Annotated in this window: 13 protein-coding genes; 4 read left to right on the top strand and 9 right to left on the bottom strand. The window is 71.1% G+C overall.

Annotation, left to right across the window (positions count from 1 at the left end):
- Positions 1 to 11 precede the first annotated feature (11 nt).
- From AMK16_RS01075 to AMK16_RS01050, 5 genes are all read right to left on the bottom strand, one after another.
- Entirely contained in the window at positions 12 to 1,592 is a 1,581-nt protein-coding gene (locus AMK16_RS01075; RefSeq protein WP_073907267.1) for a GMC family oxidoreductase, read from the bottom strand.
- Between the two features lie 147 nt (positions 1,593 to 1,739).
- Positions 1,740 to 2,654: a cyclase family protein gene (locus AMK16_RS01070; RefSeq protein ID WP_073910144.1), complete on the bottom strand. Its 915-nt coding sequence runs from the start codon at positions 2,652 to 2,654 to the stop codon at positions 1,740 to 1,742.
- Positions 2,655 to 2,686: 32 nt separating this feature from the next.
- The gene (locus AMK16_RS34035; protein ID WP_158071194.1) at positions 2,687 to 4,189 is read right to left on the bottom strand and encodes a gluconokinase, GntK/IdnK-type; all 1,503 of its coding nucleotides are present in this window, start codon (positions 4,187 to 4,189) and stop codon (positions 2,687 to 2,689) included.
- 311 nt (positions 4,190 to 4,500) lie between these two features.
- The gene (locus tag AMK16_RS01055) at positions 4,501 to 5,898 is read right to left on the bottom strand and encodes a chloride channel protein (protein ID WP_073907265.1); all 1,398 of its coding nucleotides are present in this window, start codon (positions 5,896 to 5,898) and stop codon (positions 4,501 to 4,503) included.
- Between the two features lie 304 nt (positions 5,899 to 6,202).
- Entirely contained in the window at positions 6,203 to 6,712 is a 510-nt protein-coding gene (locus AMK16_RS01050; protein ID WP_073907263.1) for a potassium channel family protein, read from the bottom strand.
- Between the two features lie 334 nt (positions 6,713 to 7,046).
- Between AMK16_RS01050 and AMK16_RS01045 the strand changes: the two genes are divergently transcribed.
- The gene (locus tag AMK16_RS01045; RefSeq protein ID WP_073907261.1) at positions 7,047 to 7,673 is read left to right on the top strand and encodes an HdeD family acid-resistance protein; all 627 of its coding nucleotides are present in this window, start codon (positions 7,047 to 7,049) and stop codon (positions 7,671 to 7,673) included.
- A gap of 145 nt (positions 7,674 to 7,818) precedes the next feature.
- Here AMK16_RS01045 and AMK16_RS01040 read toward each other — a convergent pair whose 3' ends face one another.
- Positions 7,819 to 8,217 (bottom strand): VOC family protein, encoded by a 399-nt coding sequence (locus AMK16_RS01040; protein ID WP_073907259.1) that lies wholly within the window; start codon positions 8,215 to 8,217, stop codon positions 7,819 to 7,821.
- A 91-nt stretch (positions 8,218 to 8,308) separates the two neighbouring features.
- Here AMK16_RS01040 and AMK16_RS01035 point away from each other — a divergent pair, with 91 nt between their 5' ends.
- Together AMK16_RS01035 and AMK16_RS01030 are read left to right on the top strand one after the other, a co-directional pair.
- Positions 8,309 to 9,328 carry a helix-turn-helix transcriptional regulator gene (locus tag AMK16_RS01035; protein ID WP_073907257.1) on the top strand — a complete coding sequence of 340 codons (1,020 nt, stop codon included), beginning with the start codon at positions 8,309 to 8,311 and terminating at the stop codon, positions 9,326 to 9,328.
- Positions 9,329 to 9,822: 494 nt separating this feature from the next.
- The gene (locus AMK16_RS01030; RefSeq protein ID WP_073910140.1) at positions 9,823 to 11,805 is read left to right on the top strand and encodes an amino acid transporter; all 1,983 of its coding nucleotides are present in this window, start codon (positions 9,823 to 9,825) and stop codon (positions 11,803 to 11,805) included.
- A 190-nt stretch (positions 11,806 to 11,995) separates the two neighbouring features.
- Here AMK16_RS01030 and AMK16_RS01025 read toward each other — a convergent pair whose 3' ends face one another.
- Complete coding sequence (locus AMK16_RS01025; protein ID WP_073910138.1) at positions 11,996 to 13,837, bottom strand: alpha/beta fold hydrolase; 1,842 nt, start codon at positions 13,835 to 13,837, stop codon at positions 11,996 to 11,998.
- A gap of 483 nt (positions 13,838 to 14,320) precedes the next feature.
- Positions 14,321 to 14,755: a VOC family protein gene (locus AMK16_RS01020; protein ID WP_073907255.1), complete on the bottom strand. Its 435-nt coding sequence runs from the start codon at positions 14,753 to 14,755 to the stop codon at positions 14,321 to 14,323.
- A gap of 295 nt (positions 14,756 to 15,050) precedes the next feature.
- Here AMK16_RS01020 and AMK16_RS01015 point away from each other — a divergent pair, with 295 nt between their 5' ends.
- The gene (locus AMK16_RS01015) at positions 15,051 to 15,689 is read left to right on the top strand and encodes a class I SAM-dependent methyltransferase (protein WP_073910136.1); all 639 of its coding nucleotides are present in this window, start codon (positions 15,051 to 15,053) and stop codon (positions 15,687 to 15,689) included.
- A gap of 130 nt (positions 15,690 to 15,819) precedes the next feature.
- On the opposite strand, the gene AMK16_RS01010 is transcribed toward AMK16_RS01015, so the two are convergent.
- Positions 15,820 to 17,877, bottom strand: coding sequence for a pectinesterase family protein (locus AMK16_RS01010; protein WP_073907253.1), 2,058 nt, complete (start codon positions 17,875 to 17,877; stop codon positions 15,820 to 15,822).
- Between the last annotated feature and the right edge of the window lie 19 nt (positions 17,878 to 17,896).

Below are 17,896 nucleotides of genomic sequence, written 5' to 3'. Positions count from 1 at the left end.
CGCCGCGGGGGTCAGCCCAGCCGCTCCACCAGGTGGTCCCCGACCCGCAGGGCGTTCGCGATCGCCGTGAGGGACGGATTGACCGCGCCGATGCTCGGGAAGAAACTGGTGTCGACCACGTACAGGTTGTCGAGGTCGTGCGCCTTGCAGTTCACGTCCAGAGCGGAAGTGGCGGGGTCGTCGCCGAACCGCACGGTGCCGGCCTGGTGGGCCGTGGCGCCGATCGGCATCCCCTTGTGCAGGTAGATGCTGTGGGACAGCAGCTTGTGCTCCTGCATCCCCAGATGGCCGAGCATGCCCTGGAGCTTGTGCCGCAGACGTTTGAGACCCGCGACGTTGTTCTGCTCGTCGAGGGCGAGACGGATGGTGCCGTCGCCGTCGACGGTGACCCGGCTGTCGGGGAGCGGAAGGTCCTCGCCGCACAGCCAGAAGTCGACCGCGTGGTGGGCCAGGACCTCGAAGGGCATGTCGGGGGCCACGGCGCCCGCCCAGCGGGGAGCCTCACCGTGGATCTGGTCGGCGTCCGACTTGCCGAGCATCTGGATGCCGCCCAGTGGGTAGTCCCAGTCGTCGGCACCGAGGTACCAGTCGTGCAGGGCCAGCGTCTTCTGGAACCGGGTGGTGTTGGGTTCCTTCGAAATGGCCATCAGGGCGACGTTGTTGTGGCGCATGTAGTGCCGGCCCACCACATCGGAACTGTTGGCCAGCCCGCGGGGGTGACGGTCGTTCGCCGAGGCCAGCAGCAGCGCCGCCGAGTTGACCGCCCCGCAGGCGACGACCACGATGTCCGCCGAGTAGGAGGTCTCCTCTCCGTCCTCGCTCCGCGTCAGGACCCCGCTGACACTGCGCCCCGTCGGGTCGGTTTCCAGCCGGACCACCCGGGCGTTGGTGATCATCTCGACGTTCGGGTGCCGCAGCGCCGGCTCCACGCAGATCACCTGGGCATCCGACTTGGCCCGCACCAGGCACGGGAAGCCGTCCACGCGGTCGCAGCGGATGCAGACGCTGGAATGGGTCGCCCGACCGTTCTCGTCCTGGACCAGATCGACGCCGATGGGCAGGTGGAAGGGGTGCAGGCCCCTCTTCTCCAGGTCGTCGCTCAGCTGCTGGATGCGCGGCTCGTGTTCGACGGGCGGATACGCGTACTGGGCGCTGTACGCCCCCTCCCACGGGTCCTCCCCGTGGCGGCCGTGGACCAGGTACAGGTGCTCGGCCTGGGTGTAGTAGGGCTCCAGGTCCTCGTACCGGATCGGCCAGGCGGGCGACAGCCCGTCGTGGTGGCGCAGTTCCCCGAAGTCCTCGGGACGCAGCCGGAAGAGGGCCGCCCCGTAGAACTTGGTGTTCCCCCCGACGTAGTAGTTGACTTCGGGCGGGAACGCGTTGCCGTGCTTGTCCAGCCAGAACTCGGGGGCGCGGTACTTGCCCTTCACGAACACGGCGGTGGAATCCCAGTTGTCCCGCTCGCGCGGGAGGTAGTCACCGCGTTCGAGGACGAGCACCCGTTTCCCGGACGGCGCGAGCCGGTGGGCGAGCGTGCCGCCGCCGGCGCCGCTGCCGATGATGACGACGTCGTAGTGCGGGGAGTCGCCCACGGCGACCACCGTCCTTGCGCTCGGGGGCCGTGACCTGGAGCCGGGCCCGGCTGTGCGCGCTGCCGGGATGCGGCAGCCACCCCCACCTCTTCGAACGTATCCCCGCCGTCCGCGGGCGGCGACCGGACGCGGGAGCCGCCCGCGGAGTCACAGAACGGCGATCGGGTTCACGGGCGAGCCGGTCGCCGACGTGAGCCGCAACGGTGCGACCACGCACAGGAAGGACCAGCGGCCCGCGCGGCTGCACGCCCGGGTCAGGTCCTCGAACTGCAGGTAGTCCATCAGATGGATGCCCATGGCGTGGATGGCCAGCACGTGCACGGGAAAGCCGATCCCGGCCACGGCGCTCGGGGCGGTGTCGTTGTTGCCGTCCGACCCCAGCACGCAGACCCGACGCTCGGCCAGGAACCGCACCGCCGTGGGATGGAGGCCGGCCCGGGCCCGCCCCGCGTCCCACGCCCCGCGCTCCTGCCGTCGCCTGCGGTGCCCCACCCGTACGAACAGCAGGTCCCCCGGCCGGACCCGGACCCCTTGGGCCGCTTCCGCCGCGGCCAGGTCACCGGCGCTCACGTGGTCCCCGGGCTCCAGCCAGGGCACGCCCCGCAGGCGCGGAACATCCAGGAGCACGCCGCGGCCGACGATGCCGTCCCGGACGGTCTCGACCGAAAGCGCGCGGGCGCCCTGGGGCGTCACCGTGCTCGCCGGCACCCCGTTGTAGAGCCGTCCGTCGAACAGCACGTGGCACAGCGCGTCGAGGTGACTGTCCGCGTCCCCGTGCACGTTCATCGCGAAGCGGTCGCGGGCGAAGTGCAGCCCCTCGTCGTCGCTCTCACCGGCAGCGGGCGCGATCATACGATGCCGTGCCGGGTCGGGGTCGTCCGCACCGGCCACGGTCTCGATGGGCGCGGCAAGGGACACGGTGTGTCCGGAGCGGACCTCGGCGGCGGCGGCGACCACGCGTGCGGGCGTCAGATGGCCGAGCGCGCCGCGCCGGTCGCCGTGCTCGCGCGGGCTCAGGTCCCGCAGCTCCTCGTACAGCGCGCGAAAGGCGTCACCGGTCATGGGCGGCCCCGGCGTCGCCCCGGTGCCCGCGGTCACCAGGATCCCCACGGCGACAGAGCCCACCGCAGGACATGGCGGCCACCCGGTTCCAGGACGGCGAGGGCCGTGCCGGTGCGGAAGGCGTCGGCCGGGCAGGACATCGGCTCGATGGCGACCCCGCGCCGGCGCCGCCCGGGCTCCGCCAGCGTGTCCCCGGTGTAGACCTGCACGTACCGGACGCCCTCGATGAGCCGTATGTCGATGCCGTGGCGCCTCGAAGGGTGCGCCAGCCGCACCGCGCAGTGGCCGTCGGCGCCGCGGTCCAGCCCCGTGTACGCGGTGTCCAGCCGTTCCTCGCCGATGGGACGCTCGGTGCGGAAGTCGTAGGCCGTGCCCTCGACCGGTTCCTCGCCGGTCGGCAGGCCGTGTGCGTCGGTACGGAGCCGGCAGCGGGCCGGAACGGTCAGCAGTGCGGTGTCCACCAGATCCGTGCCCACGGTCAGATAGGGGTGCTGGCCCACACCGTAGGGCGCGGCGGTGCCCCCCGCGTTGGTGGTGGTCACGGTGGTTTCGAGCCCCCCGCGGCCGAGCCGGTACTCGGCGGTGACCTCCAGCAGGTACGGGTACCCCGGCTGCGGGAAGAGGGTGGTGCCCAGGGTGACCGCGTCCTCGCCGCGGGCGAGGAGGCGCCAGGGCACCCACCGCAGGAGCCCGTGGATCGCATTGTGCTTCTCCGGCTCGGTCAGCGGCAGTTGCAGATCCTCCCCGCCGAAGTGGTAGCGCCCGCCGCCCACCCGGTTCGGCCAGGGCACGAGGAGCTGCCCCCGTCCCCCGGTGACGGGCTCATCGGCGGTGAATCCGTCGAGCAGCGGGCGTCCGTTCACCTCGTACCGGCACAGGGCGGCGCCGAGCTCCACGACCACCGCCGTCTGCGCGCCGTGGCGCAGCCGCCATTGTTCTCCGGACGCCGTGGGGGACATGTGTGGCTCCTCGGCCGGTACGGAGGGGGAAGCCGCCGCGCCGGTGGGTGAAGGGTTCGGTGGGGTGTCCGCGCCGAGCAGCGCGAGGACGGCCGCGACCACGGCCTCGGGCGGCTGGTCGACCTCGACCACCCACGCGTGCTCGTCGGGCTCCGGCTCCTGCAGATCGGCGAACTGACTGTCCAGCAACCGTGCGGGGAAGAAGTGGCCGTGCCTGGCCGCCAGCCGGGAGTGGATGAGTCGCCGTGACCCGTGCAGGTACACCAGACGCACCCCGGGCCGCCCTCCTGCCAGTTCGTCCCGGTAGGCGCGCTTGAGTGCGGAGCAGGCGACGACGGACGGTTCCCGCGCGGCGATCCGCCGGTCGATCCACGCCGCGACGGCAGCCAGCCACGGGCCTCTGTCCTCGTCGGACAGGGCCTCGCCGGCCGCCATCCGGGCCCGGGCGGCCGGGGTGTGGAAGACGTCCGCGTCCTGGTACGCCCAGCCCAGCCGGTCGGCCAGGAGCAGCGCCACGGTGGATTTCCCCGACCCCGCCACGCCCGTCACGAGCACCACCGCCGGGGGCGCGCTCACGCCCGCAGTCCCCGGTTGCCCCGCGGACGACGGGACCCGGCGCGCCCCGGCGTGCCGCTCTCCGCCGGGCGGTCCCGCAGGACATCCCCGGCCAGATGACGCGCCATACGGCCTCCTTCGTGCAGCACCCCCGGCGTGTGTCCGGTGCCCGGTGCCCGACCGCCCTGCGGCGGCGGCCCCCGGGCACTGCCGACCGGCAGGCACCGCAGCTCCGCGAGCAGGTACTTCCACTGTCGGCGGGCGCCCCCCGCGGCGCACCTCGACGGCCGAGGGAGGAGGGGCTCCCCGGGCCTCCCGGTCACAGCACCAGGTCAGACGGACCCGGTCGCGTCGGGGGCGGGGGGATGTGCGGCGGGCGGCTGCGCCGGTTTGCCCACGGGTGGGACGGCGGGCCCGGACGGCAGCAACTGCGTGGTCACGAAGGCCACGACGGCCGCCAGGATCACCACGGGGACCATGGACACGCTGCCGAGCACCAGGACGACCAGCACGATGCTGCTGACGGGCAGCCGCAAGGCACTGGTCGTCGCGGCCGCCATGCCCGCGGCCAGCCCCGGGACGACGCCCAGGCCCGGCAGGGGCGCCAGCAGCACCCCCACCACACCGCCCAGGAACAGCGAGGGGAACACCGGACCGCCTCGCAGGGAGCCCAGGCACAGGGCGTACGCGACGCTCGTGCAGAGCAGCACGGCGATCAGGGCCCCGACGCCCCAGGCATGGGGATCGGCGGCCAGCCGGCTCAGCGTCGCCTGCCCGGAGGACGCCACGTCCGCGGGGGAGCGGCCGGTGGTCAGCGCGTACACGGCGGCGCAGACTCCGGCCGCCAGCGCGCACACGGAGGTATGGACGACGGGACGCTTCGCGACGAACCGCGCGGTCAGCCGTCCGCCGCGCAGGATCGCATGTATGGCGAAACCGATGACCACCGCGATCAGGACCGACCAGACGACGTCCCCGGTATCGAGCCGCGGAGCCGCCACGCCCACGTGCACGGAGAGGCTGGTCGCAGTGAAACCGGTCCAGCGGCCGAAACCGGTGAACACGAGCGAGCCCACCCCCGTCGACAACAGCGCGGGCAGCATGACCGCGAACAGCTGCGGTCCGCCCACGCCCGCCACCTCGATCAGCATCACCGCCGCGATCAGCGGATTTCCGAAGATCACCGCGACCGCGGCGGCTGCTCCCGCCGCGCCGAGGAGCGCTGTGCCCGGGGCCGTCACCGGCACCCGGGCCAGATCCCTGAACAGCAGGGCCAGACCGCCGCCGAGGGCGATCAGCGGAGCCTCCGGCCCGAGCGTGGCGCCCAGCGGGAGGCTGAGCATGGCGGCGAGGATCACGCCGGGCAGGGTCACCGGGGTGACGCCGCCCGTGTGGAGGCCCGATGCGGGAACGTGGCCGCCGCCCCCGGGCAGGCGGGTGACGACGAAGGCGACGGCCGGGCCGGCCACGAGCAGCAACGGCAACGGCCACCACCACGGCGGGACGTCCCATCCCAGGGCCTGCGGCAGAGCGCCCCACACCAGGTGTTCCAGCTCGTGGAGTGCGACGAGGAACCAGAACGCGATCAGCGAAATGGGAACACCCATGAGGGCGCAGAACACGAGCGCCTTCAGGTAACCGGGACTGCGCAACAGTTCACGAAGCCGGTCGGCCTCTTCGGGCTGTGTCCCTGTGGCAGGCCCCGCGGGGCGCGGTTCCGACGCCTTCATAGGTGGTGTCCCGTCTCGGTTCGGGGCTGTCCGGGCGCCGGTCACGAGTGTCCGGGCACGCCCCCCGGGGACGGAAGGAGCGACTCGCCCTCGAAGTCTCCGACGTCCCCCAGGGAGGGGGACTCGACCCGGCGTACGGCGACACGGAGCCCGACAGAGCCATTGCAGCACCGGCCCGGGGGCTTCGCATGTCCGGCAGGCAGGCAGGCCGGCCGGCCTCCGACGGCGGGCGTATCGGCGACCACGGGCGCCATGGGCCCCTGTGCGAGCCATGAGGCCCCTGTGCGAAAGGACTGGCGTCGAGTCAGGGGGCGGGGGGTGCGCTGCCGGTGCCGGCCGCGGCCGGGCGGCCCCTCTGCCGTCTGGCCTCCTGGACCGCACTCACCATCAGCCGGGCCGCCACACCGATGAGCAGGATGTTCACCGTCATCTGCCCCGTGGTGAGCAGCCGGGCCGTATTACTGCGCGGCGCGATGTCCCCGAAGCCGACTGTGCTGAACACGGTCATGGAGAAGTACAGCGCGTCCGTCCGCGACATCGCTTCGTTGAAGCTGCCCGACGCGCCGAGGTCCACCAGCCAGTACACGACCGCGAACAGCAGCACGACGAACGGGACGCTCACCGCCAGGGCCTCCACGGCACGGAGCCCGGGCCACGGGGACAGCCTGATCGTGTGGATCTGCCACGCGAGGAGCAGCACCAACCCCGCGATGCAGCCGGTGAACACGAGAACGGGGCCGACCGTCACGGCAGAATCGAAGGGCAGCAGGTAGTAGCCGGCGACAAGGATCCCCGCAGTCGTCAGCGCGCGCACACAGGCGAGCGCCGCATGCCGACGGGCACTACCCGGCCTGTTCACACGTCCCCTCCGCGATCGTCGGCCCCCGGTGGCCCGGTTTGCGGCCCGGTGCCTTCCGCGACGTCACCCTTCCCGGTGAGCCGGTCGCCGCGCAGCAGGCACACCAGGGCGTCACCGGCATGGCGGCTCCCTGTGCTCCGTCCGGAGGCATCCCGGCCCACGGCCGACCCGGCAACATCACCGAACGGGCGAACCTAATCGGAACGGCCTAAGGTGAGCAGAAAGGATCAACGAGACGTATCCAGCGGCCTCGAGGCGCCCGACGGCCTCCAGTTGATCAAGGAGCGTGATGAACGTATCTCCCGGCGCATCGCCGCAGTACACGCACAGCGACCCCGAGGACGCGCTCAAGCAGCTCGGGAGTTCGTGGATCTGGGCCCTCGGCTTCGGCCTTGCGACCCTGATCCCGGGCATCTTGGTACTGGTCTGGCCCGACGAGACGCTCCACATCCTGGCCGTGATCATCGGTCTGCAGCTCCTGGTGGCGGGCGGCTTCCGTTTCGTCACCGCCTTTTCGCACAGCAGCGACCGCGGCGGCAGCAGGCTGGCGGGCGTCCTCGTCGCCATGCTGGCGTTCCTGGCGGGTGTCCTGGTGCTGCGGCACCCCATGCAGACGATCGGCGCGTTGTCCCTGATCGTCGGCATCTTCTGGCTGTTGACCGGGGTCCTCACCGCCTACGTCGCCATCGCCGACAGCGCACTGGTCCACCGCGGCCTCCTCTTCGGCCTGGGCGCCCTCGGCGCCGTCGCCGGCATCGTCGTCCTCTGCTTCCCGGTGGACTCCGCCATCGCCCTGACGCGCCTTCTGGGGCTCTGGCTCGTTCTGCTCGGTCTGGCCGAAGTGGTGATGGCCCTCGCCCTGCGCTCCGCCACCCGCCGCACCACACCCGCGACGCCTCGCCAGGCGGCCCCATAGCGGCCCGCCCGCCGGGCATCAACGTGTGGCGATGGGCGTGGGCGCCCCGTCCAGGTCGCCGACCGGGACCCGGGGCGACACGACCGCTTCCGGATCCGTCACGCCGGCCCACGCCGGTGACCGTGTCCAGTCGTCTGTCCTGTCGTCAGCGGGCGAACCTTTCGATGGCTGCCGCGCTGACGGGGGTGAAGAAGTTGACGAGGTTGCCGTCGGGATCGCGGAAGAGGAGCGCGCGGTTGCCCCAGGGCATCGTGGTGGGCTCATTGACGAAGTCCTCCACGAAACCGGTCAGGTTCCGGTGCACGCTGTCCACGTCCTCGACGAGGAACTCGATGATGACGCTGTGGTTGTCGGCCGGGCGGGCGGAGCCGGGCGCGAACAGAGGGACGGTACGGGTGCCGGCGATCGCGAGGGTGGCCGAGGCGGTCCGGAGCTCGGCGAAGTCCTCGGTGGGCCGGGTCGCCCGCACACCGGTGGCGCGCTCGTAGAAGTCCACGAGGCGGGCGACATCGCCCGTGATGATGCGGATCGAGACGAAGTCCATGGTTTCTCTCCTGGTCGGTCGATGCTTCTGACCGCACGCTACGACCGATACCGGACACAATCCGCCCGGTATCTGCGGGAGACTTCTCAGCATGTCCAAACCCATCGCCCGCGTGCTCACCTTGCTGGAGCTCCTGCAGTCGGGCGGCATCCGGACCGTCGCCGAACTGGCCGACCGGCTCGGCGTCGACGAGCGCACGGTGCGGCGGTACGCCGACCACCTCATCGACCTCGACGTGCCCGTCGAGTCCGTGCGCGGCCGCCACGGCGGCTACCGGCTCGGCCCCGGATACCGCATGCCCCCGCTCATGCTGAGCGACGACGAAGCGCTCGCCGTGCTGCTCGGACTGGTCGCCGGCCGGCGGGCCGGCCTGATGACGGCCACCGGCACGGCGAGCGAGACGGCAGCGGCCAAAGTCCGCAGGGTGCTGCCCGAGCGGCTCGGCCGCAGGCTCGACGCCGTGCTCGGCTCCCTGGCCTTCACGGCTCCGCCCGGTGGGTCGGCCGCCCCGCAGACCGAGGTCCTGCTCGCCCTCGCCGACGCGGTGCGCCGCCACCGGCCGATCTCGATCCGGTACACCGCCACCGACGGCCGGCACAGCCGGCGCACGCTGCACCCGTACGGGCTCGTCGCCCACTCGGGCAGGTGGTACGTGACGGGCGCCGATCCCGCGATCGGCGAGGACCGCACCTTCCGGCTGGATCGCATCACCGGCGCGACGGCCCTGCCGGGCGCGTTCGAACCGCCCGCCGGACTCGATCCGGCGGAGCACGTCCTGACAGCACTCGCCACCGCCCCGTACCGCCACGAGGTGTCCCTGCGCATCCAGGGGACGGCTGCGCAGATCCACAGCCGGCTTCCCGCCGGCATCGCGATCGTGGAGGAGTCACCGTCCGCGAACGGCGCGGCTCCGGACGCCGCGCACTGGTCCCGCGTCGAGCTACGGGCGCAACGCCTCGACTGGCTGCCACCCGTGCTCGCATCGCTGGACCTGCCGTTCGTCATCGAGCGGCCGGACGAACTCCGCGACCTCGTCGCGGCGCTCGCGAGCAGGCTCGCGGATTCCGCCAGGCGGCGGCCACCCGACACGGTGCGCGGGACGCGCCCCTGACACGGCAGGACCCACGGCCCCGCCCGCCCGCTGCCGGGAGCGCGATCCCGGGGCCGCCCGGTGAATCCGGCCGCCGCAGCGGACGCGGCGCCCGCCCCGGTCGGCTGGAGCGGGCGGAACCGTCCGACGTGTTCATCGGGCCGCCCCCGCGTTAGGGATGCGTCAAGGTTTCCACCGCTGCGATACGCCCGGAAGTCCTGCGCGGTCCCGGGGCCGGGGCCCATCGGCCCGGTGGGCAGGGGACGTCACCCGTTTGCACCGCGCCCGTAACGGGGGCTGTTGCGGCCTGCGGACACGTACGAGTGCTGGGTGAGGGACGGGGCACACGGGGCAGGGGAGTGTCCTGGGCCATGCGCCGCCGGTGCGGGTCCGCACGGGCGGCAGCCCCATACTCGATGCTTGTTGCGCGTGGCCCGGAGGCCGTCGTGCGCGTGCTGCGGGTGCGGGTGTAGGTGCAGGTGCTTCGGGCAGACCGGGAAGGATCGATGGGGGACATGAAGGAAGCGAGCGAGCCGGTGATGCCGGAAGTGGTCGACAGTCCGGCGCTGCGGGCACAGCCCACGGGGAAGGTGTCGCGGTGGATGCTGCGGCACCAAGTGCAGCCCGTGGGCCCCGCGGCGGGTGAGGGGCACACCGAGCCGCATGCGTGGTGGAAGGTGATGTGCCTGACGGGGGTGGACTACTTCTCCAGCCTGGCCTACGTGCCGGCGATCGCGGCCCTGGCCGCCGGGGCGGTCTCGCCGCTGGCGACGCTGCTGATCGTCCTGCTGACCCTGCTGGGCATGCTGCCGATGTACCGGCGCGTGGCGAAGGAGAGCCCGCACGGCGCCGGTTCGGTCGCGATGCTGGAGGACCTGCTGCCCTTTTGGTGGGGCAAGTTGTTCGTGCTGGTCCTGCTCGGCTTCGTGGCCACGTCGTGGATCATCACGATCACGCTGTCGACGGCGGACGCCTCCGTCCACGTGGTGGAGAACCCCTTCTTCCCCGCAGCTCTGCACGGTCACGAAGTCGTCCTCACGGTGGTGCTGCTCCTGGTCCTGGGCGGGGTGTTCCTGCTGGGCTTCAGCGAAGCCGTCAGCGTGGCCATCCCCTTGGTCGCGGTCTTCCTCGCACTGAACGCGGTCGTCATCGCCGTGGGCATGGTCCACGTCTTCACCACTCCCGGTGCGTGGTCCGCGTGGACGGACGCCCTCGTCGAAGGCGGAGGCGGCTTCGGTGACCTGATGGGACCCGCGCTCCTGGCGTTCCCGCTCCTGGTGCTGGGGCTGTCGGGCTTCGAGACCGGTGTGAGCATGATGCCGCTCATCGCAGCCGAGGGCGCCGATGCCGAACAGCGGCTGCGCGCGCGGATCCGCAACGCCCGTCGCCTGCTGACCACCGCCGCTCTGGTCATGAGCGTCTACCTGCTCTCGGCGAGCTTCGTCACCACCCTCCTCATCCCGCACGAGCAGTTCGAACCCGGAGGGGCGGCCAACGGCCGCGCCCTGGCGTACCTGGCGCACGAACACGTCGGAGAGGTGTTCGGCACCGTCTACGACATCAGCACCATCCTCATCCTCTGGTTCGCCGGTGCCTCCGCCATGGCCGGACTGGTCAACATCGTCCCGCGCTACCTGCCCGACTACGGCATGGCCCCCGAGTGGGGACGCGCCGTCCGTCCCGTCGTGATCGTCTACACCGCCCTGTGTATCCTCATCACGATCGCCTTCAACGCCGACGTCGACGAGCAGGCCGGCGCCTACGCCACCGGCATCCTCGCCATGATGGTCTCCGGCGCCTTCGCCGTCACCGTCTCCGTCGCACGCCACCGCAGGCGCGTACCCACCATCGGCTTCGCCCTGCTCACCGCGGTCCTGCTCTACGCCCTGGCCGCCAACATCATCGACAAGCCCGACGGCATCGTCATCTCCGCGTTCTTCATCGCCGGGATCATCATCGTGTCGCTGGTCTCCCGCGTCTCGCGCACCACCGAACTGCGCGCCGACCGCATCGTCTTCGACGACGACGCCCGCCGGTTCATCGACGACACCCTCGCCCACGACGGCGCCATCAACATCATCGCCAACCGCCGCCAAGCCGGCGACGTCGCCGAGTACAGCGGCAAGGAACGCGAACAGCGCGGCGTCAACCCGGTACCGGGCCACGCCGATGTCCTCTTCCTCGAGATCGACGTGGTCGACCCGTCCGATTTCAGCGACACCCTCACCGTCCACGGCGTCGAGGTCGACGGCTACCGCATCCTGCGCGCCGACGCCCCGGCCGCGCCGAACGCCATCGCCGCCATCCTGCTGGCCCTGCGCAACGCCACCAAGGTCCAGCCGCACTGCTACTTCGCCTGGGCCGAGGGCAGCCCGCTGGTCCACATGGTCCGCTACTTCCTCCTCGGCCGCGGCGACACCGCCCCGGTCACCCGCGAGATCATCCGCAGCCACGAACCCGACCCGGACCGCCGCCCCGGCATCCATGTCGGCGGCTGACCGCGACCGCACCGCTGCACACAGCCGGGCCCCGACCCAGGGGGAAAGGGTCGGGGCCCGGCGTCGTACAGCGGTCCGCGGCGCGCGGTCTGTCGCGCCCGGTCTGTCGCGCGCGGTCAGTGGCGCGCGGTCAGTGGCGGAAGGCGTCCCGCGCGATCGTGGCGTGAGCCGCCCCCCCGGTGACGTCGGGTCAGCCCAAGGGCAGCGCCAGGTATGCCGCCCTGCCTTCGGGGGAGCTGATGGTGGTGGTGCTGTCGTCGATGCTCGCGTCGGAGTAGAGCGGGTCCATGCTGGTGAGGACCAGCATCAGCCGGTGGCCGTCGGCCATGTCGTAGCCGGCGGCCTGCAGCTTCCAGGTGGCCGCGCGGTCCTGGCCGGGGGTCAGGCCGGCGAGGGTGAGCGGCTCGTGGGTGATGATGCGGGCCGTGTCGTCCGGGCCGAGGTCGAACAGGTAGGCCACCAGGGTCGTCGAGGGGGCCGTGCTGCGCACGGTCAGCGTCAGTTCGGGGATCCCGCGGATCCGGCGGGCCGTGCCGCCTTGGCTGCGGGCCGTGACCGGACCGCTGCTCCACACCGCGAGGCTCTGCCGGTCGAACTTGCCCGGGGTGTAGGACTTCGGGTTGCCGTTCCACTCGGCCTGGCCGGTCGTGATGATGGCGTCCACCGCGGTCGCCTCGGTCAGGCGGCCGGCCGTGAACTGCCGTACCCAGCCCGTCTCCGGATCCGTGCCCAGGCCGCCGTCGCGCTCGTCGTCCGATGCGGCGGCCGTCAGGTACCACCGTTCCGTGGAGGTGGTGACGTCCATCCAGGACGACGCGGGCTCGCGGGTGGCCGGGGAGACGACTTCCTTGTTTCCGGTCTGCGGATCGGTGCGGGTCTCGTAGGTGAACATGATCTGGCTGCTGACCTGGGACCAGGTGGGTACGTCGTTGTCGACGTCCCGCACGTGGTGGTCCAGCCAGGCGAACGCCTCCGCGACCGGGAGGTTCGGCGCGCTGGACGGCATGATCAATCCGGCGCCCTCGGGTGCGGCGTGGTCCCCGATCCACAGGTTCAGCCGCTTGGGCACGGTCAGCCCGCTGAAGTGCTCGATCACCTGGTTGACCGGGAACAGCGTCTCGTGCCAGGTGTTGGAGAAGAACGTGGGAATGCCCCGGGCGTTGGTCTTGTCGGCGTACGAGGACGGCGCCCGCTCCTTGCCCCACGCCACTACGGCGTCCAGGTTCTCGCCGGCCTGGAAGTCCGCCAGGATCCGGCGGGTGGCCTCGTCGAACTTCCGCTCGGGCGGACCGCCGGTGAAGGCGATCAGGGAGGCCACCGCCGCCAGGTGCCGGGTGTCGTTCTGGAACAGGCTCGTGGCCAGGTCGCCCCAGGTGCTCAGGGCCACGACCGCGTCCACGCGCCCCCGCGGGTCGTTCGCCGCGACCAGCTGGCTGATGCCCGAGCCGTAGGACTCGCCCAGGAAGGCGATCCTGCTGGGATGGAAGTGCTTCTGCGCGTAGTCGATGACGGTCGAACCATCGCGCACGTCCGCGGGCCCGGCCACGTCGATGGTACCCCCCGAGGTGAAGGGGCCGTCCACGTATCCGCTCCCCGGCACGGCCATCGTGTGACCGATCCCGCGGGGGGTGTACGCCAGCACGTGGTACCCGCGCAGCGCCAGCTGGAGGTAGGTGTACTCGAACAGCCCCCAGCCGAAAGGCGTCCAGCCCGAGGGCACGATCACCACAGGAGCCGGCTCATCGGTCTTCAGCTTGATCGTGTGCGCCGACAGCCGTACGCCGTCCTTGGCAGTGATGCGGGGGAAGCCGACGGTCGCCGTCTGCTTGACCTGTTCCGTCAGCCTCTGCAGGTCGGCAGGCAGCAGTGACTGCTCGGCCGTGCCGTCCAGTGTCGCGATCAGCGCTTCGGCGATCCGGGCGGCCGCCGGGTCGACCGATGTGGGCGAGGTGAAGATGCCCTGCCGGGCGATCCGCCTCATCTGCGCTGCGGTGCCCGTGTCGACTCCGTCGTCGTTGTGCGGGTGGTTCACGAACCGGTCCTCTCGCTGTCGCCGGCCGCCCGAGGGGTGTGGCGCGATCGGCATATGCCATATGCCGGAGACTCCGGCATTTTCTGGTTCCTTTCGATTTTTCCTTTGCCGGAGCAAGCCGTACACGGCTCGCGGAAGCACTCCCATCACCCGCACGCGACCCGCACGCCCCCTGTGCACCACGCGCGCCGTGCAGCCCGGCCGTGTGCAGGCGTGTCATGCCGCCTCGCATGCCGGGGAGCCGTCTTTGCGCGGACCACCGACGCTCCCTGCGGCCGCGGCTCGGGCTCGGCAGGACGGCGGGTTCGGAGTACGGCAACCGCACCCCGCCGTACGGCACCCCGTGCGACTCGAATGACAGTGATGCAATGAGCTGGTCCAGTCCCTGGACCGGGCCTCCTTCGACCGGTCCCTCCAGGACGACCGCGTGAAATCGGCGCTTTCCCGCTGGTCGGCGTGCATGAAGCCGGCCCCGTCCCGGGCTCAGTCGAGGCAGAACTCGTTGCCCTCGATGTCCTGCATCACGATGCACGACTCGTCGTCGCCATCGGCAGGCAGGAGTCGCACGCGCACCGCACCGAGCGCGACCAGGCGTGCGCACTCGGCCTCGAGCGCGGCGAGTCGCTCTTCACCCACGAGCCCGGCGGCGACCCGTACGTCAAGATGCAGCCGGTTCTTGACGACCTTGCCCTCGGGAACGCGCTGGAAGTACATCCGCGGGTTCAGACCCGCGGGATCCATGCAGGCGAACGCCGAACCCTGCCGCTCAGGCGGCAGAGAGCGATCGAATTCGCCCCATGTGGCGAACCCCTCCGGCGGCGGCGCAACGACGTACCCCAGCACCTCGCACCAAAAACGAGCGACGCGCTCAGGTTCTGCGCAGTCGAAGGTGACCTGGAACTGCTTGATGGATGACATCGGCGCACCGTAACAGGGGAGCCCTCATGCTCATATCCCGGTGGGGACGGGCATGTTGACAGGGGGAGAGGGAGGTGAGGGGCAGGTGAACAGGACGTCCTCGGCACCGCCGAGTGCCACCTCTCCGTCCCCGTCCTGGATGAGTGGCGACCGCAGCGGCTGCACCCGCCGCAACAGGCCGAACGATGGTTCCGCACGCCGCGCAACCGGCCGGACCGCCGCCACGGGCCCTGACCTCACTCATGCTGCACCTGCGCCTCGTGACGGCCCGCACCGAAGGCTAGTGTCGTCCCCCGTGACCGAACTCCCCTCGTACCTCCGTGCGACAACGGACGCCTACGACGCCCTCGCCGTTCGCTACGCAGAGCTCGTCCGGGGCGCGCTCGACCCTCTCCCGCTGGATCGCGCGGTTCTCGCTGCCTTTGCCGAGCTGGCGCGGTCCGCCGGCGCCGGGCCCGTCGCCGAGCTGGGATGCGGTCCTGGCTATGTGACGGCGCACCTGCGGGACCTCGGACTGGACGTCTTCGGCGTCGACCTTTCGCCGGTGATGATCCGCCTTGCCCGCGAGGCCTACCCAGGCCTGCGGTTCGAGGTCGGTTCGATGGACGCCCTGGACCTGGCCGACGGCCGGCTGCGCGGCATCGTTTCCTGGTACTCGGTCATCCATGCGCCGCCGCAGGAAATGCCGTCGTACTTGGCCGAGTTCCGCCGGGTCCTGACCCTGGGCGGCACCCTCGTGCTCGCCTTCTTCGAGTCCGAGGGCGGGCCGGTGGAGCCGTTCGACCACAAGGTGACAACGGCCTACCGATGGCCGATCGACGCCCTCGCGGCGGTGGCCGGCGAGGCCGGCTTCGCCGAAATCGGCCGGATGCTGCGTGAACCCTGCGAGGACGAGCGGTTTCGCCGGGGGCATCTGCTGATGCGGGCGCGGTAGCCGCGCGCAGGGACGCGAGGCGTGCCCGGCCCCGCAGCGCGGGCGCGGGCGTCCTGGAGTGATCCACCACCCCGGTGCCCGGGCGGGCGCGCCCGCCCGGGCACCGGGGTGAGCTCCTCCTCCCGTCGGTCTACGGGGTCCAGTCGCCCAGCCAGTCCGAGACCTCCTGGGACGCGGCCTGGGAGTCCGTCAGATGGGGCCGTTCGGTGCTCTTCGGGCCGGCGCCCGGACCGGTGTTCATGTACTCGGCGAAGCGGTCGTCCTTCCAGGAGAACCCGCCCATGTCGGACCAGGGAGTGCTCTTGATCGCGGCACTGAGGGTGGAGTTGCGGACGGTGACCTGCGGGTCGACCGTCTTGTCGCCACCGGGATGCCAGTTCCGGCCGAGCTGGAAAGAGGCTGCGGCCACGTCGCCGTTGACCGTGGAGCGGTTGATGAGGATGCCTTTGCGCCCCGCCGGGGTGCTCGGGGCGGCGATGTAACCGGCCGACGTGCCGTTCCAGCGCTTCTTGAGGGTGATGACCGACTGGTCGACCACCGCGGTGGCACGGCCGAAGATGAAGTCGACGTTGCCGACGATGTAGGAGTTGGTGACGTAGACGCGGCCGGGCTTGTCCGACGCCGCGGTTTCCATCTCCAGGGTGTCCTGGTCGCCGGTGACGATGACGCCGTCCAGCACGATCTTGTCCGCGGCCGTGAGCAGGGCGACCGCCTGGTGGCCCTCCAGGGACTGGTTCGCGGCCTCGTCGAAATCGTTGGAGACGCTGAGGTTGCGGAGCTGGGAGTCGTCCGACCGAACGGCGACCGTGGCGCTGCCCGGTGTGCCGTACGTGCCCGAACCGTCCGGCTTGCGCGTGCCGGCCGCGTTGCCGTACACGATCACCGTGTCCTTGCGGCTCGCGCCCGAGCCCTGGATGGTGACGTGCGGCTTGTTCGCCGGCACGTTCACCAGTTCGCGGTACGTGCCCGGCTTGACCGAGATGACCACGCGGGAGGGATTGCCGACGGGTACGGCGTCCACCGCGGCCTGGACCGTCTTGTACCTGCCGGATCCGTCCTTGGCCACGGTGAGGGTGGTCGCCGCCGCAGAAGCGGGCGCCGTCGCCCTGCCGATGGCGGCGCGCGGGCCGGCGCCGGACTTCACCTTCGCGGGGACATCGGCGGTCGCGTCGAGGCTGTAGCGGTAGTACGTCGTGGGGTCGAAGGCCGTTCCACCGCTCTCGTTGCGACCGGTGGTGTCCACGAAGACATTGCCGCGCTGCACGAGAGCGGCCGTCCCGTCCTTGATGACCGGGTTGTTCATCCCCTCGAAGTAGCTGTTCTCCAGCACCATCTTCGTTGCGCCACGGGCGTAGTTGCCGTAGGAGGAGGTGATGGACGAGTCCGGGTCGTCCTGCAGGAAGTTGTTGTAGAGGTGTGCGTGCGCCACGTTGTCCGTCGACGGGTTGCGCTGCTCGGTCTCGTGGAACCAGTTGTGGTGGATCGTGATGTCGGCGGTGACGTGGTCGGTCCAGCCGATGCCGAAGGCCTTGTTGTCGTTCTTCAGCTGGTTCCAGGACACCGTCAGGTACGTGGTGTCCTTGCGGCTGTCGATCAGCCCGTCGGCCATGTTGCGCAGGTTGTTGTGATCGATCCACACGTGGTGGGCGCCGTCCATCTGGATGGCGTCCCAGTCGTGGTCCTTGTCGTTCCACGTGCCGGCGTAGGAGTCGCGGATCGTCAGGTTCCTGATGATCACGTTGTGGACGCCCTGGCCCAGGAAGAACCCTCCGCCGACGATCTGTCCCGAGGTGCCCGCGCCCACGATGGTCTTGTTCGAGGCGACCTTGATCTCGTTGCCCTTGGGGGACATGGTGATCGTGCCCGCCACGACGATCACGTACGGCTTGGAGTCGGTCGCGTACTTCTCCAGGTCGGCAAGGTTCTTCACGGTGACGATCGCGCCGTCCCGCCCGCCGTAGGTGCCGTTCTGTCCGAGGGCGTTGACGGAGGCGAAGCCGTCCGCGGCCTCACGGGCCCACGCCGTGTCCGCGGTGGCGGCTCCGGCCTCCGGCCGGGCGTTCTCGCCGAACACTCCGAAGGCCCCGCCATACGACAAGCCCACGGCGGTGGCCGTTGCCAACGGGATGCCGACGCTCAGACCGAGTCTGCGCCTGCGGTGCCGTGCCCTGTGCTGAGTGGTGTCCATTTTCACTGCCCTCGGGGAT

The sequence above is a fragment of the Streptomyces sp. CB00455 genome, assembly GCF_001905445.1.
Taxonomy (GTDB): domain Bacteria; phylum Actinomycetota; class Actinomycetes; order Streptomycetales; family Streptomycetaceae; genus Streptomyces.
This window is presented reverse-complemented; position numbering and strand designations above follow the sequence as displayed.